This window comes from Paraburkholderia adhaesiva, assembly GCF_021390575.1.
Taxonomy (GTDB): Bacteria; Pseudomonadota; Gammaproteobacteria; order Burkholderiales; family Burkholderiaceae; genus Paraburkholderia; species Paraburkholderia adhaesiva.
Genome location: NZ_JAJEJQ010000002.1, coordinates 976578 through 1002163 on the forward strand (window position 1 = coordinate 976578; position 25586 = coordinate 1002163).

Annotated in this window: 23 protein-coding genes; 13 read left to right on the plus strand and 10 right to left on the minus strand. The window is 62.8% G+C overall.

All coding sequences use genetic code 11. The features are described from left to right. The 3 genes from L0U80_RS19995 to L0U80_RS20005 all read left to right on the plus strand — a co-directional run bounded on the left by L0U80_RS19995 (position 1) and on the right by L0U80_RS20005 (position 3821). Positions 1-2058 carry a flagellar biosynthesis protein FlhA gene (locus tag L0U80_RS19995; RefSeq protein ID WP_233868908.1) on the plus strand — a complete coding sequence of 686 codons (2058 nt, stop codon included), beginning with the start codon at positions 1-3 and terminating at the stop codon, positions 2056-2058. Positions 2059-2172: 114 nt separating this feature from the next. Further along, positions 2173-3399, plus strand: a complete 1227-nt coding sequence (locus L0U80_RS20000; protein ID WP_233871468.1) for a FliI/YscN family ATPase — start codon at positions 2173-2175, stop codon at positions 3397-3399. Positions 3400-3476: 77 nt separating this feature from the next. Next, the gene (locus L0U80_RS20005) at positions 3477-3821 is read left to right on the plus strand and encodes a hypothetical protein (RefSeq protein WP_233868909.1); all 345 of its coding nucleotides are present in this window, start codon (positions 3477-3479) and stop codon (positions 3819-3821) included. Between the two features lie 107 nt (positions 3822-3928). Here the strand turns inward: L0U80_RS20005 and L0U80_RS20010 are convergent, their stop codons facing one another. Beyond that, entirely contained in the window at positions 3929-5101 is a 1173-nt protein-coding gene (locus L0U80_RS20010; RefSeq protein ID WP_233868910.1) for a DUF1521 domain-containing protein, read from the minus strand. A 590-nt stretch (positions 5102-5691) separates the two neighbouring features. Then, a complete protein-coding gene (locus tag L0U80_RS31545; protein ID WP_267954948.1) occupies positions 5692-6018 on the minus strand; it encodes a hypothetical protein in 327 nt (108 codons plus the stop codon). A 59-nt stretch (positions 6019-6077) separates the two neighbouring features. Here L0U80_RS31545 and L0U80_RS20020 point away from each other — a divergent pair, with 59 nt between their 5' ends. The 6 genes from L0U80_RS20020 (at position 6078) to hutG (ending at position 12438) form a co-directional block, all read left to right on the plus strand. Beyond that, positions 6078-6278, plus strand: a complete 201-nt coding sequence (locus L0U80_RS20020) for a hypothetical protein (protein ID WP_233868912.1) — start codon at positions 6078-6080, stop codon at positions 6276-6278. 326 nt (positions 6279-6604) lie between these two features. Next, a complete protein-coding gene (hutU, locus tag L0U80_RS20025; RefSeq protein WP_233868914.1) occupies positions 6605-8293 on the plus strand; it encodes a urocanate hydratase in 1689 nt (562 codons plus the stop codon). Continuing rightward, the gene (locus L0U80_RS20030; RefSeq protein ID WP_233868916.1) at positions 8290-8964 is read left to right on the plus strand and encodes a HutD/Ves family protein; all 675 of its coding nucleotides are present in this window, start codon (positions 8290-8292) and stop codon (positions 8962-8964) included. The genes hutU and L0U80_RS20030 overlap by 4 nt, the downstream gene beginning before the upstream one ends. Then, positions 8961-10184 carry an imidazolonepropionase gene (hutI, locus tag L0U80_RS20035; RefSeq protein ID WP_233868918.1) on the plus strand — a complete coding sequence of 408 codons (1224 nt, stop codon included), beginning with the start codon at positions 8961-8963 and terminating at the stop codon, positions 10182-10184. The genes L0U80_RS20030 and hutI overlap by 4 nt, the downstream gene beginning before the upstream one ends. 14 nt (positions 10185-10198) lie before the next feature. Then, entirely contained in the window at positions 10199-11599 is a 1401-nt protein-coding gene (locus tag L0U80_RS20040) for a formimidoylglutamate deiminase (protein WP_233871471.1), read from the plus strand. Between the two features lie 32 nt (positions 11600-11631). Beyond that, on the plus strand, positions 11632-12438 hold the full coding sequence (gene hutG, locus L0U80_RS20045) for an N-formylglutamate deformylase (protein ID WP_233868920.1): 807 nt from the start codon (positions 11632-11634) through the stop codon (positions 12436-12438). 1 nt (position 12439) lies between these two features. On the opposite strand, the gene L0U80_RS20050 is transcribed toward hutG, so the two are convergent. Then, on the minus strand, positions 12440-14047 hold the full coding sequence (locus L0U80_RS20050) for a phospholipase D family protein (RefSeq protein ID WP_233868923.1): 1608 nt from the start codon (positions 14045-14047) through the stop codon (positions 12440-12442). A gap of 351 nt (positions 14048-14398) precedes the next feature. Between L0U80_RS20050 and L0U80_RS20055 the strand changes: the two genes are divergently transcribed. Further along, the gene (locus L0U80_RS20055) at positions 14399-16036 is read left to right on the plus strand and encodes a gamma-glutamyltransferase family protein (protein WP_233868926.1); all 1638 of its coding nucleotides are present in this window, start codon (positions 14399-14401) and stop codon (positions 16034-16036) included. Between the two features lie 59 nt (positions 16037-16095). Here L0U80_RS20055 and L0U80_RS20060 read toward each other — a convergent pair whose 3' ends face one another. Beyond that, on the minus strand, positions 16096-16386 hold the full coding sequence (locus tag L0U80_RS20060) for a YXWGXW repeat-containing protein (protein ID WP_233868929.1): 291 nt from the start codon (positions 16384-16386) through the stop codon (positions 16096-16098). 160 nt (positions 16387-16546) lie between these two features. Here L0U80_RS20060 and L0U80_RS20065 point away from each other — a divergent pair, with 160 nt between their 5' ends. The 3 genes from L0U80_RS20065 (at position 16547) to glpK (ending at position 20802) form a co-directional block, all read left to right on the plus strand. Beyond that, complete coding sequence (locus L0U80_RS20065; protein ID WP_233868932.1) at positions 16547-17326, plus strand: DeoR/GlpR family DNA-binding transcription regulator; 780 nt, start codon at positions 16547-16549, stop codon at positions 17324-17326. Between the two features lie 339 nt (positions 17327-17665). After that, positions 17666-19201 carry a glycerol-3-phosphate dehydrogenase gene (gene glpD, locus L0U80_RS20070; RefSeq protein ID WP_233868946.1) on the plus strand — a complete coding sequence of 512 codons (1536 nt, stop codon included), beginning with the start codon at positions 17666-17668 and terminating at the stop codon, positions 19199-19201. Between the two features lie 98 nt (positions 19202-19299). Next, entirely contained in the window at positions 19300-20802 is a 1503-nt protein-coding gene (gene glpK, locus L0U80_RS20075; protein WP_233868948.1) for a glycerol kinase GlpK, read from the plus strand. 80 nt (positions 20803-20882) lie between these two features. On the opposite strand, the gene L0U80_RS20080 is transcribed toward glpK, so the two are convergent. The 6 genes from L0U80_RS20080 to L0U80_RS20105 all read right to left on the minus strand — a co-directional run bounded on the left by L0U80_RS20080 (position 20883) and on the right by L0U80_RS20105 (position 25579). Next, positions 20883-21299, minus strand: a complete 417-nt coding sequence (locus L0U80_RS20080; protein WP_233868950.1) for a VOC family protein — start codon at positions 21297-21299, stop codon at positions 20883-20885. Positions 21300-21454: 155 nt separating this feature from the next. Then, positions 21455-22465, minus strand: coding sequence for a glycosyltransferase family 2 protein (locus L0U80_RS20085; protein ID WP_233868952.1), 1011 nt, complete (start codon positions 22463-22465; stop codon positions 21455-21457). A 228-nt stretch (positions 22466-22693) separates the two neighbouring features. Next, a complete protein-coding gene (locus L0U80_RS20090; RefSeq protein WP_233868954.1) occupies positions 22694-23206 on the minus strand; it encodes a TlpA family protein disulfide reductase in 513 nt (170 codons plus the stop codon). Then, entirely contained in the window at positions 23203-24438 is a 1236-nt protein-coding gene (locus tag L0U80_RS20095) for a sialidase family protein (RefSeq protein WP_233868956.1), read from the minus strand. The genes L0U80_RS20090 and L0U80_RS20095 overlap by 4 nt, the downstream gene beginning before the upstream one ends. Positions 24439-24449: 11 nt before the next feature. Beyond that, positions 24450-24872: an ExbD/TolR family protein gene (locus tag L0U80_RS20100; protein WP_233868958.1), complete on the minus strand. Its 423-nt coding sequence runs from the start codon at positions 24870-24872 to the stop codon at positions 24450-24452. Beyond that, positions 24869-25579, minus strand: coding sequence for a MotA/TolQ/ExbB proton channel family protein (locus L0U80_RS20105; protein WP_233868960.1), 711 nt, complete (start codon positions 25577-25579; stop codon positions 24869-24871). The genes L0U80_RS20100 and L0U80_RS20105 overlap by 4 nt, the downstream gene beginning before the upstream one ends. Positions 25580-25586: the final 7 nt, after the last annotated feature.

Below are 25586 nucleotides of genomic sequence, written 5' to 3' on the forward strand. Positions count from 1 at the left end.
TTGAACCGTATTGACTTACCTGGGCTGTTGACGCGTTACGCGGATCTTGGCGTGGGGGTGGGCCTGCTCTGCGTGCTGGTGCTGCTGATCGTACCTATACCGCCATTCATCCTCGATCTGTTCATCAGTGTGAGCTTCACGACTAGCTTCGTGATGCTCGCGGCAACAATATACGCGGCGAAGCCGGCGGAGTTGTCGAGTTTTCCGTCGCTGCTCCTCGTGACGACATTGCTGAGACTCTCCCTCGCAATTGCGTCGACGAAAATGATTCTGCTTGATGCGCACGCAGGACAGATCATCAGCGCGTTCGGTCAACTGGTGGTTGGGGGCAATGTCGCGGTTGGCATTGTGGTGTTTGTCGTATTGTCGGTGATCCAGTTCATCGTCGTGGCGAAAGGCGCTGACCGCGTCGCCGAGGTGTCGGCACGCTTTACACTCGACGGCATTCCCGGGCGCCAGATGAGCATCGACGCCGATCTGCGCAGCGGCCAGATTACGCCCACCGACGCCCGACGGTTGCGCGCCGAGCTGGAGCGCGAGACATACTTTTATGGATCGCTCGACGGCGCGATGAAATTCGTCAAGGGCGATAGCATTGCCGGACTCGTCGTCGCGCTTGTCAATATTGTTGGCGGTCTTACCATTGGCATTGGACAACGCGGTATGTCGTTCGGCGATGCGCTGAACACGTACACGATCCTGACGGTTGGCGATGGCCTCGTATCGCAGATTCCATCGCTGGTCGTATCGATATCCGCGGGTTTGCTGGTTACGCGCGTCTCGTCGAACAGTGGAAGCACGAATCTCGGCCGGGATATCTTTCAGCAGTTGTCGCTGCATCCGGCAGCACTGATGATGGCGGGTGTTGCTTGTCTTGCTCTCGCGGTCATTCCGGGTTTTCCTCACATCCAGTTCGTCCTTGCGGGGGGCGTGCAGATCGGCCTGGCAGTTGTGACGAGTCGCCAGCGCGCGGCGGCGACCAGGTTGGAGCGGCCACAAATGCCGGCGATGACGCGCGACGGCGGAACCTACGTACAACGCATTCTCGACGATGTCGAACTGGGCACGAGTTCGCCACTTCGTGCGCGTCTTGGCGTCAAAGCGTGTGATTCGCTGCATCCGGTCGAGCTTAACCGCCGCTTCGCGCTAATGCGCCGCGATTTGATGGTGCGGCTCGGTGTTCCGTTTCCGGGTGTCGGGCTCTTGCGCGATCCGAACCTCGACGAAGATCGCTATATCTTCGATATCGACGACGTGTCGTTCTACGGGGGAACGCTGATTGCCGGACACGTGCTGGTGAGCGGTGACGCATCGCTGGTGACGATGGACGGCGTGCCGGGTTATCACCCGCGGGCGGAGAAGTCGGTGTGGGTGACTGAGCAGGCTGCCACCGCAATCGACGACGCACGCATCATGAAATCGAGCACCGATGCAGCGCTCTGCGATCACCTGATAGACGTGTGTGAGCAGCATGCGTCGTCGTTCATCGGAACCCAGGAAACGCGCTTTCTCCTGGATCAGCTCAGCATCGAGTTCCGTGAACTCGTGAATCAGATTCAGCAGGTGATAACCACGGTGCAGCTTGGTTGCGTGCTGCGCAGTCTGCTCGACCAGCGAATTCCGATTCGGAATCTGCGAGGCATTCTCGAAGCAATCCTTCGCATACCGGACGGGGGACGGTCGCTCGACCGGATGGTGCGGGAGGCACGCATTGCCCTCGGGCAACAAGTGGTGCGCCCCCTTGCCGATCTGAACAACTGGGTAATCAATGCAGCCGTGCTCGACCCGGCGTGGGAAGCCGTACTCGAAGCGCAGATTGAAGTCGGCCCCGATGGCGAACCGCAATGCGTGCTCGACGCCGATCAACTGGAAATCCTGCACGAAGCTTTTGCGACGCAAGGCGACACGGCGCGGCTCGTAGTGACGACGGCTCTTCTGCGTCCTCATCTTGCGCGCATTCTCCGCACGCTCGGTATTCGTACCGATGTGCTCGCGATGGAGGAAATTCCGCTCGACACGTATCGCGTCCACGTGATCGCGACGCTCGAACCGGCTTAATCCGTGCTACCAACGAACAGCAAAAGGAAAACGCTTGTGCCGCAAACGCCGCTACTCTCGACGAAGCCAGTGCTCAACGCAAGGATCATAGAAGCGCGGGGGGTAATCGTGCGTGTGGTTGGCGCCTCGTTGCGCGTCGGCGAAATGGTGCGGCTTACCCGGCCCGATAGCCAGGAGGCGCAGATCGGCGAGGTGGTCGGCTTCGCGCACGACGGGGCACTTGTCGTACCGCTCGACGGGCTCAAGGGATTGTCGAATATTACCCAGGTGGAAGGCTGCGGTCTCAACTGGCGTCGCTTCGAGTCTTCTTCGCTGCTCGGACGAGTGGTGGACGGACTTGGGCGTCCGCTTGATGGCGGCGCCGCTCCGACCACGGCAAACGCGCGGCAGCAGACGGATGCGCTGCCACTTGTCAATCCGCTCGACCGACCGGTGATTTCGACGCCATTCGCGACCGGTGTACGGGCCATCGATGGGCTCTTGTCCTGCGGCGTCGGCCAGCGCGTCGGCATCTTCGCGCCGGCGGGCGGCGGCAAGAGCACGTTGATAGGTATGATTGCAAACGGTGCAGTGGTCGACGCGATTGTGATCGCGCTGATCGGTGAGCGTGGCCGCGAAGTGGCCGAGTTCATTCACGATCATCTTGGCCCGCGACGCTCATCATCGGTCGTGATCACGTCGACGGCCGAGCGGCCGGCGGCTGAGCGCATCAAGGCTGCCGAGCTGGCGTGCAGTGTCGCGAGCGAACTGCGCGCCGAGGGAAAGCAGGTCCTGCTACTGTTCGATTCTCTGACTCGCTACGCGCGCGCGCTGCGCGAGGTTGGTCTGGCGGTGGGCGAGCCTCCGGTGCGCCGCGGATATCCACCGCGAGTGTTCGCCGAGTTGCCGAGACTGACCGAAGCAGCGGGGCTGACGCGGCAGGGCTCGGTCACTGCGTTTTTTACGGTGCTGGCCGAAGACGAAGAAATGACGGACCCTATCGCGGAAGAGGCACGCTCGCTGCTCGACGGACATATTCAGCTTTCGGGACGGCTCGGTGCGGCGGGACACTATCCGGCCATTGATGTGCTGAAGAGCAAGAGTCGCGTGATGACACGCGTAACGTCTCAGCAACATCGTGACGATGCAAATCGCGTGCGTGGATGGATGAGCCGGTATCAGGAAGTCGAGCTGTTGCTGCAGATGGGCGAATATCGGCGTGGCAACGATTCCGAAAGCGATCTCGCGATCGATCATCATAAATTGATTGAACGCTTCCTGCGCCAGCCTCAAGACCAATACTGCGACTGGGACAACACGATTTTATCGTTGCACGCGCTTTGCCGTGGGGCCGAAAAATGAAAGAGGCGGAACAGACGCGCGCATGGACGCTGCTCGCACGTGTGCGGCAGCTAAGAGTCGAGCGAGCGCGCCGCCTGTTGAACGAGGCACGCATTGGCGTTCAGCAAGCGGCAGCGGATATTGTGTCGCAAAGGAATGCCGTCGCGGAGCACGAGGTAAAGCGCCGCGCAATCCTGGATGCATGTTCCTGTGCCGAGAGGGGCGCGGCGTTGTGGCGCCTGGCGTTGCATCGGCACGACGCAGGAAAGTCCGCGCTGGTATCGGCGCTTGCCGTTGCATGCCGTGCCGAGGAGAACGCACAGAAACGGGTCGTTTCGGCGCTGCGCGATCTGCAAAGGGAGATGCGTGGACTGGACTATGCGCGGGAGCAGGTGCGCGGTCTCGTCGCTGCGCAGCAGGAAGATAGCGATCCCGACGATTGATGATCTAACGTCGATCGAAATCCGGAATTTTCATCCGGGCGAGACTTCGGTTATTTTGAACGGCGCACTCCCAGGTCGCCGTATTAGGGCGACCTAGGCTGCTACGGTCAGGCCTTGCTGATGTCTGCCGCAGTCGGTGCTTTGCCCGTCAGCGGATCGATCCAGCCTGTGCCAGCGCTATTGGCGATGAGCGTATAGCCGTCTGCGGTCTGTTGATCGAGTTGGCGGCCGTTGCCGCTGCGTTCCACCGTAAGCGGATTGCCGTCCACCTGACTCAAACCATTAACCACATAGGCCTTGTTACCTTGAGTGATCGTCACCTGGTCAGCATAACTGACTGAGCCCTGCGGCTGCGTTCCGACGGTGACCTTCGTGTTATCGGGCAAATCGAACGTTAGCGAGCCGTTGAACATGGTTGATGTGCCATTGGTATCCAGATGCGGATCGCCCCAGACTTTGGTCGTATTGCCGGTCTGATTGTTCGTCAGAAGGAGCGACGAATCACTCTTCTGCAGAGCGATAGAGTAATCGCCGAGATTTATGCTCGATGCGTTGTTCTGGACTGCAGTATTGCTCCAACTACTATTTTGTCCAGTGCTGTTGCTTTTGTTGTTCAAGGACTGTGAATTGTTCCAGTTGCTTTGCTGACTGCTGGAGCAGCTCTTCTCGTTCTTGACCTGTGAATTGCTCCAGCTGCTTTGCTGACTGCTGGAGTAGCTCTTCTCGTTCTTGACCTGTGAATTGCTCCAGTTGCTTTGCTGACTGCTGGAGTAGCTCTTCTCGTTCTTGACCTGAGTATTGCTCCGGTTGCTTTGCTGGCCGTTGCAATAGCTCTTGTTGTCCTTGACCTGTGTATTGTTCCGGTTGCTTTGCTGGGCGCTGCAACGGCTCTTGTTGTCCTTGACCTGTGTGTTGCTCAGATTGCTTTGCTGACCGCTGCAACGGCTCTTGCTGTCCCTGGCCTGTGTATTGCTACAAACGCTATTTTGGCTGCTGAAATGACTCTTGTTGTTGGTGCCGGTATTGGCGCTGTTCTGTTGAAAGGTGGACGTCCACATCGACGCCGACGCCGACGTATTGTTTGGTGACCGCGAGTACTGCTGAGAATAGCTCGCTCCGGAGAACTGCTGATTCCCCGCGCCATTTCCGCGAAATCCCGTCGCCGACGAATTCGAACTGTATGATTGTGTCGCGCTTCGATACGATGCGCTACTCGTCGAAAATGAAGATTCAGTCTGGCTATACGATGCATAACTGCTGCGATCGATTGTGGCTTGCATTGAATGAGTCCTTGAATGGTTGACTTGTCGATCCTGTTGGTTGGCTCGATCTATCCGGCAAAGTCAGGGTTGCCCCCGTTTTCGCCGGCAGAAAAAGTGTAAGGAATGGGTACGTCTCGCATGCACTACAGGCGTATCGCAGCGATGACGGATATAAGAGTGGCTAAGCAAGTCATTAACGAAGCGTGGGCAGATATGACCTTTCCGCTCTGAGGTATCCCACTGTAGAGTTAGCGGCAAGGCGGCAGCAGAAACCCTGTCATGGAGAAATCAAGGTTCGGCGAATCGTCGTTTTGGATCTCGGCGGATAGATGACTAGAAAAATTGACCTGTAAATCCCGATCTCCGTTGAGATGAGAGATCAGTTTCGATGCGCGCGAACACGCCATGGTCATACACGCGCATGGACAACAAAAAAAAGCGCACCCGATGTACGCCATACGCCACTTCTGATGCAGCAGCAGGACATTCGCGTACAACGGCGTCGATCTGGATGTTCGTCGACATAGTGCGCGTTGCGATGCATGCGGCGCAACTCATTGCAGAACTGACCGTCGAGCATACTCTCGACGCGGTCAACGTTAGCGCATTTACGGTGGATGGTCCTGTACGCAGTTGCATATGGCCTGAGTGCGAGAAGGCGTCGTCAGCATGGCCAAAGCGGCGCGGTAAACCAAGGGGATGAAGAAACGAAGTCGCCTTACGATGGTCATCGCTTCCGGACGGCAATCATCAACTGGGCCGTTTACTGGTAATTTCGCTTCAACCTGAACCTGCACGATGTCGGAATCTGCTGCTTTAGAGCGCCATCGCGGCGACGCGCGAGACAATCCGTTGGTGAAGAACGTCGCAGCCGATATGCCATGGTTACGGCATACGTCCGCGTCCTTCATGGGAGTTTCGACTTCCTTCAGCACGAGGATAGTCTGCTCTTCAGGATGCAAACTTCCCGGCTACGTTCTTCCTTCCGTTCAAGATGGGGCGTTTTGATGAAATCGCCGTTGTTCAAAACAAGTCCGAGCTGAAAGAGCTGATTCAGGCCGCGAAGGACCGGGGTTACAACTTCCCGCTCAATCCGCTCAGGGACAGCGATGTAACGAGTGTGCGGCGGACGGACTTTACAGACGCCCAGAAGAAGGTGTCAGGCGGTGGTGACCAGAAGGCGGCAGGGCAGTGATGGTCGGTAAGCAGTGAAACGGTCAACGGCTGAGCCTCGTGCGGTATCGGGCTCAGCCTTTTGTTTTGCGCGGGCCTGGGCGATTGGCCGCCCGCAGTGTTGTCTAGTCAATGCGGGCGAGGCTTTGTCTGCCGGAAGTCCATCAATTGCGGTAGTTCCCGCGATTTCTCCAGGGTAACTCCCTACCCTGAAATCACCAAAACGAGTTGTATATACAACTTAGCGGCGTTAGACTTGGCGCACATTGCAGCTCGGTGCCGCCGTCCCTGAAGGGCGTGTGTTGGCGCTGACCCCGAACCCACACTTTCCCGACCAGCACGGACGCCATGAACCATCCGAACTTCACCGATCCCCGCCTCGATCCCACCCGCACGATTCGCGCGCCGCGCGGCAGCGAGAAGGTCTGCAAGACCTGGATTGCGGAAGCCGCCTACCGGATGATCCAGAACAATCTGGACCCGGAGGTCGCCGAGCATCCGCACGCGCTCGTCGTGTATGGCGGCATTGGCCGCGCCGCGCGTAACTGGGCGTGCTTCGACCAGATTCTCGCGTCGCTGAAGGACCTGAATGAAGATGAGACGCTGCTGATCCAGTCGGGCAAGCCGGTGGGCGTGTTCCGCACGCATGCCGACGCGCCGCGCGTGCTGCTCGCGAACTCGAACCTCGTGCCGCACTGGGCGACGTGGGACCACTTCCACGAACTCGATCGCAAAGGCCTCATGATGTACGGCCAGATGACGGCCGGCAGCTGGATCTACATCGGCTCGCAGGGCATCGTGCAGGGCACCTACGAAACGTTCTACGCGGTGGCAAACCAGCACTTCAACGGCGACCCCAAGGGCCGCTGGATTCTCACGGGCGGCCTCGGCGGCATGGGTGGCGCGCAGCCGCTCGCGGCGACGATGGCGGGTTTTTCGATGATCGCCGTGGAATGCGACGAGACGCGCATCGACTTTCGTCTGAAGACGCGCTACGTGGACCGCAAGGCGAAGACGATCGACGAGGCGCTGGCCATCGTCGAGGAAGCGAAGCTCACGGGCAAGCCGGTGTCGGTGGGGCTGCTGGGTAACGCTGCGGCTGTGTTCGCCGAACTCGTCCGCCGCGGTGTCACGCCGGACTGCGTGACTGACCAGACGAGCGCGCACGACCCGATCAACGGCTATTTGCCGCTCGGCTGGAGCGTCGAACAATGGCGCGAGGCGCAGAAGGTCGATCCGCAGAGCATCGTGCTGCCCGCGAAGCAGTCGATGGCCAATCAGGTGCGCGCGATGCTCACGCTGCAGGAGCGCGGTGCGGCCACGCTCGACTACGGCAACAACATTCGCCAGATGGCGCTGGAAATGGGCGTCGACAATGCGTTCGATTTCCCGGGTTTTGTGCCGGCCTATATCCGCCCGCTTTTCTGCGAGGGCAAGGGGCCGTTCCGTTGGGTCGCGCTCTCCGGCGATCCCGAGGATATCTACAAGACCGATGCGAAGGTGAAGGAGCTGATTCCGGATGATACGCACCTGCACAACTGGCTCGACATGGCGCGTGAGCGCATCGCGTTCCAGGGGCTGCCGGCGCGGATCTGCTGGGTGGGGGTGAAGGACCGCTATCGCCTCGGCCAGGCCTTCAACGAAATGGTGAAGAACGGCGAGCTGAAGGCGCCGATCGTGATCGGCCGCGATCACCTCGACACGGGTTCGGTTGCGAGCCCGAACCGCGAAACCGAATCGATGAAGGACGGCTCGGACGCCGTGAGCGACTGGCCGCTGCTCAACGCACTGCTCAATACGGCGGGCGGTGCGTCGTGGGTGTCGCTGCATCATGGCGGTGGCGTCGGCATGGGCTTTTCGCAGCATTCGGGCGTGGTGATCGTGGCGGACGGCACGGATGCGGCGCACGCGCGCCTCGGCCGCGTGCTGCACAACGACCCTGCGACGGGCGTGATGCGTCACGCGGACGCCGGCTACGAACTCGCCGAGCAGACGGCGCGCGAAGCGGGCCTGAAGCTGCCGATGCTCGGGCGATGAGCGGCACGCACGTCCCCCGCGTCGCGCTCCTGCGCGGCGCGGATCTGGTGGCGTCGCCTTGGAAGAACGGCGGCGGCGTCACGCGTGAGATCGCGGCGGCTTCTGTCGAAACCCAGGACGCCACGCTCGATTCATTCGCGTGGCGCGTGAGTGTGGCCGACGTCGCACAGCCGGGGCCGTTCTCGCGTTTCGAGGGCGTCGAGCGCACGCTGGTGTTGCTCGAAGGCGCGGGCATGCTGCTCGACGAGGCAGGGCCTGCCTCGACGACGCACGCCCTCGTGCAACCGCTCGACACCGCGCGCTTCGCGGGCGAAACAGCGATCGACGCGCGGCTCGTGGACGGGCCCACGCGCGACTTCAACCTGATGGTGCGTCGCGATGCGGCGCGCGGTACGCTCGACGTGTGGCGTGCGCCGATGGTGCGTGAAATCGCGGCGCAGACCGTGCTCCTCTATTGCGCGAAAGGCGCGTTCGATGTCCGCGTGGACCGTGGTGAGTCTGCGTTTTCGCTCGTCACCGGAGACACGCTGCGGATCGACGCGAGCGAGCCAGTAAACGTAGAGACGCAAGGCGAGGGCGCATTGCTGGCCGTCGCGCTCGATATGCTTCGCCTGAATCCGGACGGGCAATCCAATGGTGCGGCGTCGTTGAACGCCGCAAGGACGTCATGAAGCAAACTGTCTGGCACAACCTCAAACTGTGTGCACAGGGCGATCCCCGGCACACGGTCGATGATGCGGCGATTGCCGTCGAGGACGGCAAGCTCGCGTGGCTCGGCGCGGCCGCGGACCTGCCCGCGCAGTACGCGCCCTGGCCGCGTGAAGACCTTCGCGGCGCGTGGGTGACGCCTGGGCTCGTCGATTGCCACACGCACCTCGTGTACGCCGGTCAGCGCGCCGATGAATTCGCGCAGCGGCTTGCGGGCGTGAGCTATGAAGAGATCGCGCGCCAGGGTGGCGGCATCGTCTCGACGGTTCGCGCTACGCGCGCTGCCAGCGAGGACGCGCTGTTCACCCAATCGGCGGCGCGTCTCGAACCGCTTCTGGCCGAAGGCGTGACGGCCGTCGAGATCAAGTCGGGCTACGGCCTCGAACTCGCCGCAGAGCGCAAGATGTTGCGCGTCGCGCGACGGCTGGGCGAACGCTATCCGGTGACGGTACGCACGACGTTCCTCGGCGCGCACGCATTACCGCCGGAATTCGCGGGGCGTTCGGACGACTACATCCGCGAAGTCTGCGAGCAGATGCTGCCCGCGCTCGCTGACGAAGGGCTGGTCGATGCTGTCGACGTGTTCTGCGAGCGCATCGGCTTCACGCTCGAAGAGAGCGAGCGTGTGTTCGAGGCGGCGGCGCGGCGTAACCTGCCGGTCAAGATGCACGCCGAGCAGCTTTCGAACGGCGGCGGTGCGGCGCTTGCTGCACGCCACGGCGCGTTGTCGGCCGACCACCTGGAATTTCTCGACGAAGCGGGCGTCGCGGCGATGAAAGCTGCGGGCAGCGTCGCGGTCCTGTTGCCGGGCGCGTACTACTTCATCCGCGAAACGCAGTTGCCGCCGCTCGACCTGCTGCGCCGCTACGAAGTGCCGATCGCGATTTCGACGGACAGCAATCCGGGTACTTCACCCGCTACGTCGCTGTTGCTGATGATGAACATGGCGACGACGCTGTTTCGCATGACAGTGCCAGAAGTGCTGCTCGGCGTGACGCAGCACGCGGCCCGCGCGTTCGGCGACGTCGATCGTCACGGCACGCTCGCCACGGGCCGTCCCGCTGATTTCGCGGTATGGCGCGTGCAATCGCTCGCGGAACTCGCGTACTGGATTGGCCGCCCGTTGTGCGAGCGCGTGGTGCGCGGCGGCGAGACCGTTTTCCGGCGCAACCTGGTCGCATGACTCACACCATGAACATGAACACATCGACACGCGCACTCTTTGCAGCGCATGCGTATCTTCCCGGCGGCTGGCGTCGGAATGTGCTGCTCGAATGGGATGAGAAGGGAACGCTGCTGGCGGTCACTCCGGATCTGCCGCGCGCACCCGAAGGGGTCGATCAGGCATCGGGTCCTGTGATGCCTGGCATTCCGAATCTTCATTCACACGCTTTCCAGCGCGCGATGGCGGGCCTCACGGAGTATCGCGCGAATGCCGCCGACAGCTTCTGGAGCTGGCGAGACTTGATGTACCGCTTTGCGGCGCGCATCACCCCTGACGACCTTGGCGCGATCGCGCGCTGGCTCTACGTCGAAATGCTGAAGGCGGGCTATACGTCCGTCTGCGAATTCCACTACGTGCACCACGCGCAGGACGGAAGTCGTTACGGCAATCCGGCGGAGCTGGCGCTGCGCGTGGTCGATGCGGCGGGCGAGACCGGTATTGGCATGACGATGCTGCCGGTGCTCTATCAGTACAGCGGTTTCGGCGCGCTGCCGCCGCGCGACGATCAACGGCGCTTCATCAATACGCCGGACCAGTTGCTCTCGCTCGTGGATACGTTGCGCAGTGCGCGGTCGGAGCACGGTGCGCTGCGTTACGGCGTGGCGCCGCACTCGTTGCGCGCCGTCTCGCACGGGTCGCTGCGCGCGCTGGTCGAAGGGCTCGATGCCATGTTGCCCGGTGCGCCGGTGCATATTCACATCGCGGAGCAAACGGCCGAAGTGGAAGCGTGCATCGCGACGGAAGGCGCGCGGCCTGTGCAATGGTTGCTGGAGCGCTTCGATGTGAACCATCGCTGGTGTCTCGTTCATGCGACTCATATCGATGCGAGCGAGACCGTGGCGCTCGCGAAGAGCGGCGCGGTAGCAGGGCTGTGTCTGACGACGGAAGCGAACCTCGGTGATGGCATTTTCCCGGCGCACGACTATCTCGACGCGCAGGGCGTGTTTGGCGTTGGGTCGGATAGCCACATCGGCGTTGACTGGCGCGCGGAGTTGCGTCTGCTCGAATACGGGCAGCGGCTCGTGCGCCGCCAGCGCAATGTGCTGGCCGCCCCGCACACGGCACACGTCGCCGACCATTTGTTCGACGCAGCGCTTGCGGGCGGCGCGCGTGCAACTGGCCGCGCGACCGGTGCGCTCGAACGAGGCGCGCGGGCGGACTGGATCGTACTCGACGCCGCGCATCCGAATCTCGCCGAGCAGACTCCGCAGACCTGGCTCTCCTCCATGGTGTTTTGCGAGCATGGCGAGACGCCGGTCCTCGATGTCTACACGGGCGGCGAACGCGTGGTGGCCCAACGCCGCCATCGCGACGAAGACCGTCTTTACGCCGACTATCGCCAGGCGCTCAAGCGCCTGCTCGCCGACGCATGAACTCACGCGCACCATCTGGAGCGCCCAACGCCATGACAGACCTCTACACGCTTGAGCGCGGCACCGCGCCGCTGCTGATTTCGATTCCGCACCTCGGCACGCACATTCCAGACGCCTTGCGCGGACAGTACACGGACATCGCGCTAACCGTGGCCGATACCGACTGGCATCTCGACCGGCTTTACGCGTTTGCGAAGGAACTGGGTGCGACGATCCTCGGCGCGCGTATCTCGCGCTATGTGATCGATCTGAACCGGCCGCCGAACGACGAAAGCCTCTACCCGGGACAGACAACGACATCGCTGTGCCCGACCGAAACGTTTCGCGGCGAGCCGATCTATCGCGACGGCCACGCCCCGGACGCGGCCGAGCGTCAGCGCCGTGTGACGGCTTACTGGCAGCCGTATCACGACACGCTGCGCGCCGAGTTGCAGCGCCTGCGCACGCAGCACGCGAACGTCCTGCTTTGGGAGGCGCACTCGATAGCGAGCGTGTTGCCGCGTCTCTTCGACAACAAGCTGCCGGACCTGAACATCGGCACGCAGGAAGGCCGCACAGCCGCCGCCGAAGTACAGGCGCGCGCCGAGCGTGCCGCGGCGGCCAGCGCCTACACGTCGATTGCGAACGGCCGCTTCAAAGGTGGTTACATCACGCGGCATTTCGGTGCGCCGCATGATGGCGTGCACGCGATCCAGCTTGAAATGTGCCAGTCGACCTACATGCACGAGGCGGCGCCGTTCGACTACGACCCTGCGCTCGCTGCGACAGTGGAACCGGTCTTGCGCGAAATGGTGACCGGTGCGCTCGACGCGGTCAAGGCGCTGAACGGCGCAACGTAATCTAAAGCAACCACTCGATGGGGAGCAGCGAGAAGAACCACACGCCGAAGCGCTTGCCCCATGTCGTGTTGGGCTCGGTGTCGTAGCGCTCGGTAACGTCGCCGGTCCGCTTGATCCAGTAGAGCGATCCGTCGTGATCGAGTTTCACCTGGTACGCAAGCTGCTGCACCTGCGTCCAGAACATGGATTCGATGCGCAGCGCCAGCTCGGGGCTGTCGATCACGAGCCCGAGTTCGGTGTTGAGGTTGGCCGAGCGCGGATCGAAATTCAGCGAGCCGACGAAGACGCGATGCTCGTCCAGCGCGAAGGTCTTCGCGTGCAGGCTCGACCCTGAGCTGCCGAATACGACACCCCCCGAGTCCTTGCCCTTGCCCGCGGTTTTGCTGGTTGGCGCGCCCGGCGTCCGGCGCAGCTCGAACAGTTCGACACCGCTTTCCAGCAGCGCCTTGCGCCGCCGCGCGTAGCCTGCGTGAACCGGCACGACGTCGGTGGCTTCGAGCGAGTTCGTGAGCACGTGGATTTTGATGCCTCTCGCTGCGAGATCCGAAAAATAGCGGGTGCCTGAGTCAGCGGGGACGAAGTAAGGCGATACGAGATCAAGTTCGTGGTCCGGGTCGCCCAGGATGGCGTGCAGTTGCGCGAGTATCAGCGAGTCCGGCTCGGCCTTTCCCTTCGCCTTCACAGGATCGTCGCTGACAAGACGTGAGGTCGCCCATTCGAGCGCTAGCGTGCCATTCATGAGCCGGCGCACGTCCGTCGCTTTCTCCAGCGACTGCACGTAAGCCGCGGCGGCCGGGTCGGCCTCAACGGCCTTCGCTGCACGGTCGAGGGCGTCGAGCCCGTCCGGCGCAGGCGCGGGGAGGAGCTTGTCGACGGGCCAGGCCGACGCGCTCGCCCAGTAGCGGTCGAAATCGTGCGCCACGTCGGTCGCTGCGGGGCCGATCGCGAGTATGTCGAGATCGGCGAAGACCACGCCATCGGTGGCGGCGAAATACTCGTCGCCGATGTTGCGGCCGCCGAGGATCGTCGCCGCGCTATCGGCCGTGAGCGACTTGTTGTGCATGCGCCGGTTCAGGCGCGGAAAATCCCAGAGAAAACTGACGAATTTCGGCGAGCGCACCACGAACGGATTGAAAAGCCGCACTTCGACGTTGGGATGCGCGTTGAGCGCCGCGAGCGTCGGGTCGAGCGACGACGCCGTGCCGTTGTCGTCGAGCAGGAGGCGCACGCGCACGCCGCGATCCGCCGCCTCGCGCAGCGCTTCGAGCAACAGTGTGCCGGTGAGGTCGTTGCGCCAGATGTAGTACTGGACGTCGAGCGTGCGTTGCGCTGTCCGTACCAGATCGACGCGCGCCGCGAAAGAGTCGAGCGGATCGGGCAGCGGGTCGATGCCCGTGAGGCCGGGATGCGCGGCCAGCTCGCCGGCAACCGCACGGCCGAGTGGCGTTGCCTGCGCGTCCTGCGCGTTCAGCGCCGACGATTCCGTGCGATGGCCGAGCGGCGGTAACTGGCACCCGGCAAGCGCCGTGGCGCACAGCAGCATCAGCGCGATGGCGCGCTGCTTTGGCGTCGCGCGCAACGCCAGCAACCGGAAAGTGGTTATTCGCATGGATGTTCCACTATACCGCCGCGCGCCACGTGGAGGCGTTCAGGTGGCCGGCATGCAGCATGCTGGTGTGGGTGTCGGCGAGCGGCGTGCATCGTTGTGTTTTCCGGTGAATCCGGCCGACCGAGCGCATGAAGGGGGCGCCCGGCAGCGGAAATCAGCCGCAGATTCGGATCGTTCTGCCAGTTGCCGCTGTGCACCACGGGCAGCACGCTCACGCCGATGCCGCTGCCCACGGGAGAGACGATCGTCTCGATCGAACTACTAATACCTACTTGTTTTAAATTTCAACATAATTGGATCAGCCGCCGGACCACTACCGGCTCGCCTTCAACCGCTGACCGACCTCCCTACATGACTCGTTTCGACTGGCAAAACCCGTATCCGACGCCGCGCGTGCCGGTGTTCGCCCGCAACATCGTGTCGACGTCGCACCCGCTCGCCGCGCAGGCCGGTTTGCGCATGCTCTGGAAGGGCGGCAATGCCGTCGATGCCGCGATTGCCGCAGCAGCGGCCATCACGGTTGTCGAGCCGGTATCGTGCGGACTCGGCGGCGATGCGTTCGCGCTCGTGTGGGACGGCAGCCGTCTGCACGGGCTGAACGCGTCCGGCACCGCGCCGGCTGCCTGGAACGTCGATTATTTCCGCAAGCGCTACGGCGAAGAGAATGGCCTGGCGAACCACCCCGTGCGCGGCTGGGATGCCGCGACCGTGCCTGGCGTGATCGCGGGCTGGGAAGCGCTGCACGCAAAGTTCGGCTCGTTGCCGTTCGCCGATCTGATGGCGCCCGCCATCGAGATCGCCGAACGTGGCCATGCCGTCGCGAGCATCGTCACGCGCAAATGGAAGGCCGCGATTCCCGAACTGCGGAATCAACCAGGCTTCGCCGGGACCTTCATGCCGCACGGCCGTGCGCCCGAGGTCAGCGAGCGCGTGTGCTTTCCAGATCACGCAGCGACGCTGCGCCTCATCGCCGAGCAGGGACCGCGCGCCTTTTACGAAGGCGAGATCGCCGAACGCATCACGGCTTTTTCGCGCGAGTGCGGCGGAGCGATGACCCAGGGCGATCTGCGCGACTATCGCGCGGACTGGGTCGAGCCGATCGGCAAGGCGTATCGCGGCTATACGGTGCACGAGATTCCGCCGAACGGGCAGGGCGTCGCGGCGCTGATCGCGCTCGGCATTCTCGAACAGTTCGACATGGCGTCGCTGCCGCTCGACGGTGCGCTGTCGCAGCACCTGCAGATCGAAGCGATGAAACTCGCGTTCGCGGACGTTTATCGCTACGTCGCCGATCCGCGCTCGATGGATGTGACGCCCGAGCAGATGCTCGACGACGCGTACCTGAAGTCGCGCGCGAAGCTGATCGATCCCAGACGCTCGACGCATTTCAACTTCGGCATGCCGAAGTCGGGCGGCACGATCTACATGTCGGCCGTGGACGAGCGCGGCATGATGGTGAGCTTCATCCAGTCGAACTACATGGGTTTTGGTTCGGGCGTGGTCGTTCCGGGCACCGGCATCGCGCTGCACAACCGCGGCTGCGCCTTTTCGATGGACCCCGCGTCGCCGAACGTGGTGGCGGGCGGCAAGCGTCCGTTCCACACCATCATTCCTGCGTTCCTCACGCAGCAAGTGGACGGTCGCCAGGAAGCGGTGATGAGTTTCGGCGTGATGGGCGGCGACATGCAGCCGCAAGGCCATCTGCAGACCGTCGTCCGCATGCTCGACTACGGCCAGCAGCCGCAGGCCGCATGCGATGCGCCGCGCTGGAAGGTCAATCGCGACTTCACCGTCGACCTCGAATCGACCTTCAATCCGGACACCACTCGCGCGCTGCAGGACCTCGGCCACAAGATCAAGAGCATCGACGATCCGTACATGGATTTCGGCTCGGGCCAGTTCATCTGGAAGCTCGACGGCAACGATCCGGAGCGCGGCTACGTCGCGGCGAGCGACTCGCGGCGCGATGGTCTCGCCGCGGGTTTCTGAAGCTGCGGCGTTTTCATGCGGGAACGGGGTTTCGCCGGCAGGGGTTCAACCGAAGCAGTTCAATCCCACTTCCCTGGTTCCCATCGCCAGAGCCGGTTTTCACTGACCCAGTGCCCCGGCGTCCAGTGATGATCGGGGCGATCCTCCAGCCAGCGGCCGTCCGTCCAGACGTAGCGCCCGCGGACCCAGCTCCAGTGGCCCGGGTCCCACACGTAGCCCGCGCGCGTCGCTGGCACCTCCTCGGCACGCGGTGGCGGAGGTGCCAGCGTGATTCCCCGGGCCAGCACGGCCGAGGTCGCCAGCACCGCGAACGCGGCAACGAGTGCGCGCTGAAGGGGCGGTCGGTTCATATCGTCTCTCCGGTGAGTTCGAGCGAGGCTTGCTGCGCGCCGATGTGCCTGGAATGGCGCTCAGCACGTTGCGTGCGCGACGTTTCGGGTGTCGGGTGACTCCCCGTACAATAGAACAGCTCTTGCACGTCCGCATCGAACAAGTCCGTAACCCGAGACCATGACCCGAGACCCTCGCCTCACCCTCAACGCACGCCAGCAGGAGTTGCTCGAATGGGTGCAGCGCGACGGCTTCGTCACCGTCGACGATCTCGCCGCGCACTTCAACGTGACGCCGCAGACGATCCGCCGCGACGTGAACTGGCTCGCCGACATGAATCTGCTGCGCCGTTACCACGGCGGCGCGAGCCTTCCGACGAGCTCGGAAAACGTCTCCTATAGCGCGCGCCAGCGCATGTTCCATGACGAGAAGCGGCGCATCGGGGCGCTCGCGGCCTCGCATATTCCCGATCAGGCGTCGCTCTTCATCAACCTCGGCACGACGACCGAGGAAGTGGCGCGCGCACTGAACCATCATCACGGCCTGCGCGTCGTCACGAACAATCTGAACGTCGCGAGCATGATGAGCGGCTATCCCGACTGCGAGGTGCTGATCACGGGCGGCATCGTGCGGCCGTGGGACAAGGGCATCGTGGGCGAGGCGACGATCGACTTCATCCGGCAGTTCAAGGTCGATTACGCGATCATCGGGACGTCGGCCATTGAAACCGACGGCACGCTGCGCGACTTCGACACGCGCGAAGTGCGTGTCGCCGAGGCGATCATGCAGCATGCGCGCACCGTTTATCTCGTGATGGATCATTCGAAAGTCGGGCGGCCGGCGCTCGTGCGCCAGGGGCATCTGGAACAGATCCACGCGCTCTTCACCGACAAGCCGCTGCCGCCGGAAATGGGCGAAACGGTGGCCGCGGCTGGTACGCAGGTGTACGTCGCCGACTGAAAACCGCGTGTTCGGTTTGTACGCGATTCATGTTCATTCGAACATTTTTACCGGGGATGGATCGCGCCAGGTGGGGCGCTAGCACGAAGCCGCCGATCCGCGTGTGCCCTGTCATTTTTCGGTCCGGTCGGCTCGCGCAACTCGCCGGCGTGGGGTCCCGGGCGCTCTGCCGTCCAGCGTGACGCAAAGGCGTTGATCGACGGCGTAGTCGCCGCGCTCCTGCTTCCCGTCAGACCTTCTCATCCAGCCGATCCCCAAACCGAACTGTACATTTTCGAATTTGTTCATTAAAGTTCGATTTCGAACATATCGCCTTCTTCCAATTTCCAGGAACAGCCGGTGACTGAACAGAATCGGTACGACTTGCTCGTGGTCGGTGGCGGGATCAACGGTGTCGGTATCGCGCGTGACGCGGCCGGGCGCGGCCTCTCGGTGGCCCTGTGCGAACAGGACGATCTCGCGTCGCACACCTCGTCGGCCAGCACGAAGCTGATTCACGGCGGCCTGCGCTATCTCGAGTACAAGGAATTCGGCCTCGTGCGCAAGGCGCTGCAGGAGCGCGAGACGCTGCTGCGCGCGGCGCCGCACATCATGCGGCCGCTTCGCTTCGTGATGCCGCACATGCCGGATCTGCGTCCGGGGTGGATGATCCGCGCCGGACTCTTCCTCTACGATCACCTCGCGAAGCGCGAACTGCTGCGCGGCTCGCGCGGCATCGACCTGCGTAGCCATCCGGCGGGCGCGCCGCTCGTCGATTCGATCCGGCGCGGCTTCGTCTACTCGGACGGCTGGGTGGACGATGCGCGCCTCGTCGTGCTCAACGCGCTCGACGCAAAGGAACGCGGCGCCCGGATCCTCACGCGCACGAAGCTCGTGGCGGCGCGGCGTGTCGGCGACGAGTGGCACGCGCGGCTCAAGCGCGCGGAGGGCTCGACCTTCGAAATCCGCGCCCGCGCGATCGCAAACGCGGCAGGGCCGTGGGTGGGCGATGTGCTGCACGGCGTGCTTGGCCGCGATGCGCGTCACAGCGTGCGCCTCGTCAAGGGCAGCCATATCGTGACGAAGCGCCTTTTCGATCACGACCACGCGTATATCTTCCAGAATCCGGACAAGCGGATCATCTTCGCGATCCCCTACGAACACGACTTCACGCTGATCGGCACGACCGACGTGGAGTACCGCGACGATCCCGCGAAGGTCGCGATCGACGGCGACGAAACGCGTTATCTCTGCGAGTCGATCAACCGCTACTTCAAGCGCAAGATCACGCCTGCGGACGTGTGCTGGACCTATTCCGGCGTTCGTCCGCTGCTCGAAGAGGAGAACGCCGACAACCCGTCCGCCGTCACGCGCGATTACAAACTGGAGATGGACGATGGCGACGGTGCGCCGCTCATCTCCGTGTTCGGCGGCAAGATCACGACGTTCCGCAAGCTCGCGGAGGAAGCGTCGGACGTGTTGTGCCACGCGCTCGGTTCGAGCGCCGGCGCGTGGACCGCCGGCGTGCCGCTGCCGGGCGGCGACATCGCACACGCGCGTTTCGAGCCATTCGCCGATGCCTTCGCGAAGCGTCACGCGTGGCTGCCCGCGTCACTCGCGCGCCGCTATGCGCGCGCCTACGGCACGCGCGCGAGCCGTGTAGTCGGCAATGCGACGTCGCTGGATGACTTGGGTCAGGCCATTGCGCCGGGCCTCTACGAAGCGGAACTGCGCTATCTGCGCGACGCCGAATGGGCGACGTGCGCGCAGGACGTGCTGTGGCGCCGCTCGAAGCTCGGCTTGCATGTCGAGCCGGGTACGATTGACGCGGTGACGGCCGCGATCGAAGGCTGGTTCGCCGGCTCGCACGCGACGAGCGTGCATACGGCACACTGAGGATTGGCCGGGCATCGCATAAGATGTGGCACGAGGCCAAAGACTCGATGCCACAACGCAGCGCCGATCATAACGACCAACGGATGGAGATCAGAGACATGCAGGATCAGTTCATTCTCGCGCTGGACCAGGGCACGACGAGTTCGCGCGCCTTGCTGTTCGATCGCCAGGGCAACGTCGTTTCGATGGCGCAGAAGGAATTCGGGCAGATCTATCCGCAGCCGGGCTGGGTTGAACACGATCCGCTGGAAATCTGGTCGACGCAGGCTGGTGTCGCGGCCGAAGCCGTCACGCGCGCCGGCATGAGCGGCGCGAATATCGCCGCAATCGGCATCACGAATCAGCGCGAGACGACCATCGTCTGGGATCGGGAGACAGGCCAGCCGATCTACAACGCGATCGTCTGGCAGGACCGACGCACCGCGGATTTCTGCGACCAGTTGAAGGCGCAGGGCCTGGAGTCGATGGTGCGTGCGAAGACGGGGCTGCCCATCGATTCGTACTTTTCGGGCACCAAGATCCGCTGGATTCTCGACAACGTCGAAGGCGCGCGCGAAAAGGCGAGGCGCGGCCTGCTTGCATTCGGCACCGTCGATAGCTGGCTCGTCTGGAACTTCACGAAGCATGAACTGCACGTGACCGATGTGACCAACGCGTCGCGCACGATGCTCTTCAACATCCACACGCGCGAGTGGGACGGCGATCTGCTGGACGCGCTCGATATTCCTCGCAGCATGCTGCCTGAAGTGCGTTCGTCGTCGGAGATTTACGGGCAGACGAGAAACGCGGTGTTTGCTTCGAACATTCCGCTTGCGGGCATCGCCGGCGATCAGCAGGCCGCGCTGTTCGGGCAGATGTGCACCGCCACCGGCATGGTGAAAAACACCTACGGCACCGGCTGCTTCCTCGTCATGAATACCGGCACGAAGCCGATCGAGTCGAAGAACAACCTCGTCACGACGATCGCCTGGCAAATCGGCAATGAGGTGAACTACGCGCTCGAAGGTAGCATCTTCATTGCTGGCGCTGTCGTGCAGTGGCTGCGCGATGGCATGGGCATCATCAGGAGCGCAGGGGAAATCGAAACGCTCGCGGCGAGCGTGCAGCACACCGATGGCGTGTACCTCGTGCCCGCGTTCGCCGGCCTCGGCGCGCCACACTGGAATGCGCACGCGCGCGGCTCGTTGTTCGGCGTGACACGCGGCACGACTTCGGCGCATCTCGCGCGCGCGGCGCTCGATTCGATCGCGTATCAGTCGCTCGACGTGCTCTCGGCGATGGAAGCGGACTCGGGCATGCGCATCGGCGAGCTTCGCGTGGACGGCGGCGCGAGTGCGAACAACCTGCTCATGCAGTTCCAGGCCGATATTCTCGGCGTTGACGTGGTGCGTCCGCAGATCACCGAGACCACGGCGCTCGGCGCCGCGTATCTCGCTGGACTCGCGACCGGTTACTGGAAGAGTGTCGATGAGCTGCGCAGCCAGTGGCAGCTAGATCGACGCTTCGGCCCGTCGATGGATGCGCGCGAGGTCGATACGTGCCGCAAGGGCTGGCAACGCGCGGTGCGTGCTGCGAAGGCGTGGGCAGACGATTCGTGCTGACGTCGAGGTCGTCGACACGTTCCGCGTAGAAACTCGACGCGAGCGCGGCAACCGCTATCGATGAATTCGCGTCCTCGTGTTTATGTCGCGTCTTTTGGGGACTGGATCATCTTCCAGCCATTTCCGGCGGGGTCGCGAAAACTGGCATCGACGCTGCCGTAGCGGTCCATCGGCTCCTGAGTGAATTCCACGCCTTTCGCTTTTAACTCGGCGTAGCTGTCGCGACAGTCGGCCACCGCGAGGATGAGGGGCGGCATGGCCCCCTTGGCGACCATGGCACGCAGGGTTTTCGCGGTCGCCTCGTCGTGGACGGGTGCACCGGGCGTGAACAGGCCGAGCTGGAAAGTGGGCTGATCCGGATGCTGGACCGTGAGCCAGCGGTAGGGACCGTTGCGTACGTCCGTGTGGACGCGAAATCCGAGTTTGTCGACGTAGAAAGCGAGCGCCTCATCCTGGTCGTCGACGTACACGCCCACGACGCTGATTCCCTCGTTCATGGCACCTCCCATCGTTGATGGTCAAACTGTACCTTCGGCCACGCGGCGGCGCTAGAGTCGTCCAGCCTGTTGTCATTCGCCGCTTGGTGCCAGTACAGGCAATCTCGCTGACGCTGAATGACAAATGAAATGCCTCTGAAATAAAGACCGTTATCCTAAGGAATACGCCGACGATTCACATCGGAAACTTGTTCATTCGCCTCGAATACGAGTGCCCGCGGCTGTTTGCTTGCCCGCCGCGCACTTTTCCAGATCATGAGCAAGTGATAATAAAGCCGTGGACTCAACCCAAACCGGTAAGCATAGAGATTCCTGAGCACAAGATTCAGCCCGGTGCGGGCATCATCGTTGCGTGCGTAGAGCGAAACCACGATAGGCACAAGCCGTCGAAACGCAAGCTTGCGCGCGGATTCGAGCTCAGGCGGCAAGGCCAGTCCGTTCAGGAAATGCCACGCGGCAAGTGAAGCTGCGCTCGTCGTTTGCCGCGTAGCCTGCGAAACCGAGACATCGCTTTTCCGATAGTACGAGATATAGGCGTCGACGTAACACACACGTCGAGCGGCAAGACACAACCGGACGCCGAAAACGAAATCGCAGCAAACGCCATAGTGCTCGTCGTAGCCGATCTGCTTGACGAGTGCGGCATCCGCGAGCCAGCCGTTGTTCGGAAACATCTGCACGATGCCAACACGCCCTGGCAACGCCTGCAAACCCGCCGCCCCTGGCGTGCGGTGAAAGGCGATATTCATGCGCCGGCTCGCCACGAGATCGACGGCCCCGTTCTGGTCGGCTTCGTATTGATTGCCGAACGCGACCTGTAGCCCAGGATAGCGGTCCCACTGCGCCAGCAGGTGCTCGATACCGGTCGTGGCCAGATAGTCGTCGTCGTGGATGAGCAGGATCTTGTCACCCGTCGCCCGCGCAAAGAGACTCGCGACGTTGCACGCCTGACCGAGCGCGGGTGCGTTGCGCCGATAAACGATGCGCGCCTCGTCTGGGTAGCACTCCGCGATCAGGAGTTTGGTCTGCTCGTCCGGCGAATCGTCGCCGATCACGATTTCAATGTTCGCATGCGTCTGTGCGAGGCACGATTCGATACATCGGATAAGGAGGTCCGGACGGTTGCACGTAGGCAAACAAATCGAGACTTTGGTTTCTGCCGCCATGCGCCTGCCCCTTTTGCTCACGGAATAGGAAGAGGTCGGAATGGCAACGCCATCCGGTTGCCATGACGGTAGACGATCAAAACGCAGAAAAAATTGAAAATAAATCGAGAGGCGTGGCGATATTCGAAAGCGCTTAGGGCGCGCCGGTTGCGCTATTCGTCGGATGAATGACGAAAAAAAGCCTCAATCGACGTACCCGGTACCTTGACAACGGCGCGTGTGCCTGCGTCAGTGCGCGTTCCGGTGCGAGGCCGCCTCCACCGAGTCGAGCCATGCGGAGACCTTCTGAGGATCGGCGACACCGCGAATCGAAGTCACCGCGCCGTCCGGCGCGATGAGCAGCGTTCTCGGCACGTCGCCGAACCATTTCGCGTCAACGCTCGCACGCAGATATTCATCGGGCTCGGACACGACGCCCCAGCTTTCGACGGCACTCAGGCCCGCTTGTGCGAGCCGCGAAGCGGTCGCGTCGGACGGAGCCTGATCGAATCGCACCAGCACGAGATCGACACCGCGATGCGTGCGCGTGAACTCGCCCCATTTCGGCAATTCGCCTATACAGGGGCCGCAGCTCATCGCCCAGATATGAACGATGAGCGGTTTGTCCGCATGATGCGCACGGATGTCGGTCAGGCTGTGACTCGTGAATGGACGCGGCGATGCTGCAAGAGCGAGAGCAGAAAAACACGCCAATACGAACGCAACGGTGATGCTGAAGAAAGGCCGGAAATGGTTTTTCATGACGCGTCCAATGCGATCAATTGATAGCCGTGCTGCTGAGTGAGCCAGGACAGGTAGACGTGCTGCGAATCGGCGACGAGCATCGGACGGTCGGTCTGGCCTTCTGCCGTTCCGATCGTGCGGTCGGCGGACCACGTCAAACCGCCGTCGCTTGAATGACGTACCCTGGCGAGGATGTGCTCGCCGTCGAACTCCTTCCAGGCAAGCCACACCGATTTCTCCCGCGCAAGCAGCGAAGGCCGTCCCGGCTGGTGCGCTGCATCTCCCACGCTTTGCGGTGCCGAAAAATTCTGCCCCTGGTCGGTGGAGCGCGCGTAGTAGAGGCCCTCGCGCGCTTCACCCGCCGTAAACCAGGCGGCATGCCACGTCCCGTCCGATGACACGGCCAAGGCAGGGCCATGATGAGGACAACCATCTATCGCCCAGTGATCGATGGCAACGCGGTGTGAACTCGTCGGCAGATGTTGGTCGTTGAACGCCAGCACCGCGTGATCCCGTTCGTTCACGCCGTAGAGCTTGCGAAACAGCACGGCGGGGTTCTGCTTCGCGTCGAGCGCGAGATCGACCCGACAGCATTCGCACGTATGATCCTCGGCGATCGCTTCTCCCTTGAAAGTCGCCCCGGCATCGTCCGACCACGCGTAAGCGAGCGCCGCGCCCGCCTGCTGGTTGCCCCGCTCGTGCGCGGCAGCGACCGTACGCTTGTCCAGCCACGCCGCGAAAAGCGTATCGTGCGCACCGAACGCGATGACCGGAAAGCGCTGGCTCGCTGCGTCCGACGTAATCGCGTGCGGTGGCGAGAATGTCTTGCCGTCGTCAGAGCGCGACACCATCACCTCGGCGTTCCAGTTGTCGTCCTTGAACACGCTGTAGGCAATAACGATGCGCCCCTTGCCGTCGATCGCGATCTGGGGATGCGACTCCGCGCCGGTATCAAGCCGCGCACCATAACGCCCGACCACGACGGGTTCGTTGAAGTGCTTGCCTGCATCGTCCGAGGCGGCAACGGACACGGCGCCGTCCGCCGACCAGACGACCCACAGCCTGCCGTGCGCGTCGACGAACGGGGTCGCGACGGTTGCGCATTGCAGCGCGAGGCTCGCACATTGAGCAGGCGGTGAAGCGTCGTGATGATGCATCGCCGGCATCGTGTCGGCGCTATGTGCCACGGTGAGGTTTCCGATCGTCAACACGAGACCGACAAGCATGGCACGCATGGAAAAGTTCGTCATGGTCGGTCTACTCAATGTGAGGAAACGGGATCAGTGACGAAACCCACCTTGGCGACGCCTGCAGCGCTTGCCTGCGAGAGCAGTCTGGCGACCTCGCCGTAGCGCGCCATGTGGTCCGCGATTAGGCGAATTTCGGGCTGCGGGTTCTGTTTCGCAGCCGAAACCAGCGCTGTTTCGAGCGATTGCTCGGTCATGGTCCGGCCATCCCAGCGAATCTGTCCGTTCGCATCGACCGAGATGTCCACATGCGGCACGCGCAAATCCTCGCGCTGGCTGCTCGCATGAGGCAGCGCAATCTTCGCTGCATGATGAACGACGGGCAGCGTCACCATGAACACGACGAGCAAGACGAGCATGACGTCGATGAGTGGCGTCATGTTGATTTCCGCCGCGAGGCCGCTCCCTGAACCGCTGTTCGACTGATCGCCAATCATGCTTGCTTCTCCGCCGTTGAGGTGTGCAGCCGCACGACGGATGCCGAAGCGCCAGTCAGCAGCACCGCAAGCACGTTGTGCCCGAAACTGTTCAGCCTGGCGACGACGCCGTGCATCGTGCGCGTGAGTGCGTTGTAGCCGACTACGGCGGGAATAGCGACGAAAAGGCCGAACGCGGTCATGACGAGCGTTTCGCCGATCGGTCCGGCCACCTGGTCGAGACTTGCGTCGCCGCTCGCGCCAATTGCGATGAGCGCGTGATAGATGCCCCACACGGTGCCGAACAATCCAACGAACGGTGCAATTGCCCCGATCGACGCAAGCAATGCGAGCCCGCGCTGCATCGGCGCCGTAGCATCGGCGGTCGCGGCCTTGAGGCACTGAGTCAGCCAGTCGGTCACGTCGACGAGATTTGCATTGCGATGCCGGCTCGACTCAAGGCGGGCAAGCGCTAGTCGTCCAGCTTCCGCCACGTCGTGAAACGGCGAACCGGGCGCGCCGAACACCGGCGAACCAGACTCCGTCCATTCCGCGTTCCGGATCTGTTGCTCGGCTCGAGTCGCGCGTTGTCCCATGCGACGCAGTTCGATGGACTTCAGCAATATCACCGTCCACGTCGCAATCGACATCGCAGCGAGCAAAAGCGCGGTCGCTCGCGTGACGGGGTCGCCCTGATGCCAGACATGTTGCAGACCATACGTTTGCATTTTCGAA

What these genes read in the sequence shown, in the direction of transcription:
- L0U80_RS20010 (WP_233868910.1), bottom strand. Translation starts at nt 5,101, where the DNA reads ATGCAAGCCACAATCGATCGCAGCAGTTATGCATCGTATAGCCAGACT.
- L0U80_RS20020 (WP_233868912.1), top strand. Translation starts at nt 6,078, where the DNA reads ATGGGGCGTTTTGATGAAATCGCCGTTGTTCAAAACAAGTCCGAGCTG.
- hutU (WP_233868914.1), top strand. Translation starts at nt 6,605, where the DNA reads ATGAACCATCCGAACTTCACCGATCCCCGCCTCGATCCCACCCGCACG.
- L0U80_RS20030 (WP_233868916.1), top strand. Translation starts at nt 8,290, where the DNA reads ATGAGCGGCACGCACGTCCCCCGCGTCGCGCTCCTGCGCGGCGCGGAT.
- hutI (WP_233868918.1), top strand. Translation starts at nt 8,961, where the DNA reads ATGAAGCAAACTGTCTGGCACAACCTCAAACTGTGTGCACAGGGCGAT.
- L0U80_RS20040 (WP_233871471.1), top strand. Translation starts at nt 10,199, where the DNA reads ATGAACACATCGACACGCGCACTCTTTGCAGCGCATGCGTATCTTCCC.
- hutG (WP_233868920.1), top strand. Translation starts at nt 11,632, where the DNA reads ATGACAGACCTCTACACGCTTGAGCGCGGCACCGCGCCGCTGCTGATT.
- L0U80_RS20050 (WP_233868923.1), bottom strand. Translation starts at nt 14,047, where the DNA reads ATGCGAATAACCACTTTCCGGTTGCTGGCGTTGCGCGCGACGCCAAAG.
- L0U80_RS20055 (WP_233868926.1), top strand. Translation starts at nt 14,399, where the DNA reads ATGACTCGTTTCGACTGGCAAAACCCGTATCCGACGCCGCGCGTGCCG.
- L0U80_RS20060 (WP_233868929.1), bottom strand. Translation starts at nt 16,386, where the DNA reads ATGAACCGACCGCCCCTTCAGCGCGCACTCGTTGCCGCGTTCGCGGTG.
- L0U80_RS20065 (WP_233868932.1), top strand. Translation starts at nt 16,547, where the DNA reads ATGACCCGAGACCCTCGCCTCACCCTCAACGCACGCCAGCAGGAGTTG.
- glpK (WP_233868948.1), top strand. Translation starts at nt 19,300, where the DNA reads ATGCAGGATCAGTTCATTCTCGCGCTGGACCAGGGCACGACGAGTTCG.
- L0U80_RS20080 (WP_233868950.1), bottom strand. Translation starts at nt 21,299, where the DNA reads ATGAACGAGGGAATCAGCGTCGTGGGCGTGTACGTCGACGACCAGGAT.
- L0U80_RS20085 (WP_233868952.1), bottom strand. Translation starts at nt 22,465, where the DNA reads ATGGCGGCAGAAACCAAAGTCTCGATTTGTTTGCCTACGTGCAACCGT.
- L0U80_RS20090 (WP_233868954.1), bottom strand. Translation starts at nt 23,206, where the DNA reads ATGAAAAACCATTTCCGGCCTTTCTTCAGCATCACCGTTGCGTTCGTA.
- L0U80_RS20095 (WP_233868956.1), bottom strand. Translation starts at nt 24,438, where the DNA reads ATGACGAACTTTTCCATGCGTGCCATGCTTGTCGGTCTCGTGTTGACG.
- L0U80_RS20100 (WP_233868958.1), bottom strand. Translation starts at nt 24,872, where the DNA reads ATGATTGGCGATCAGTCGAACAGCGGTTCAGGGAGCGGCCTCGCGGCG.
- L0U80_RS20105 (WP_233868960.1), bottom strand. Translation starts at nt 25,579, where the DNA reads ATGCAAACGTATGGTCTGCAACATGTCTGGCATCAGGGCGACCCCGTC.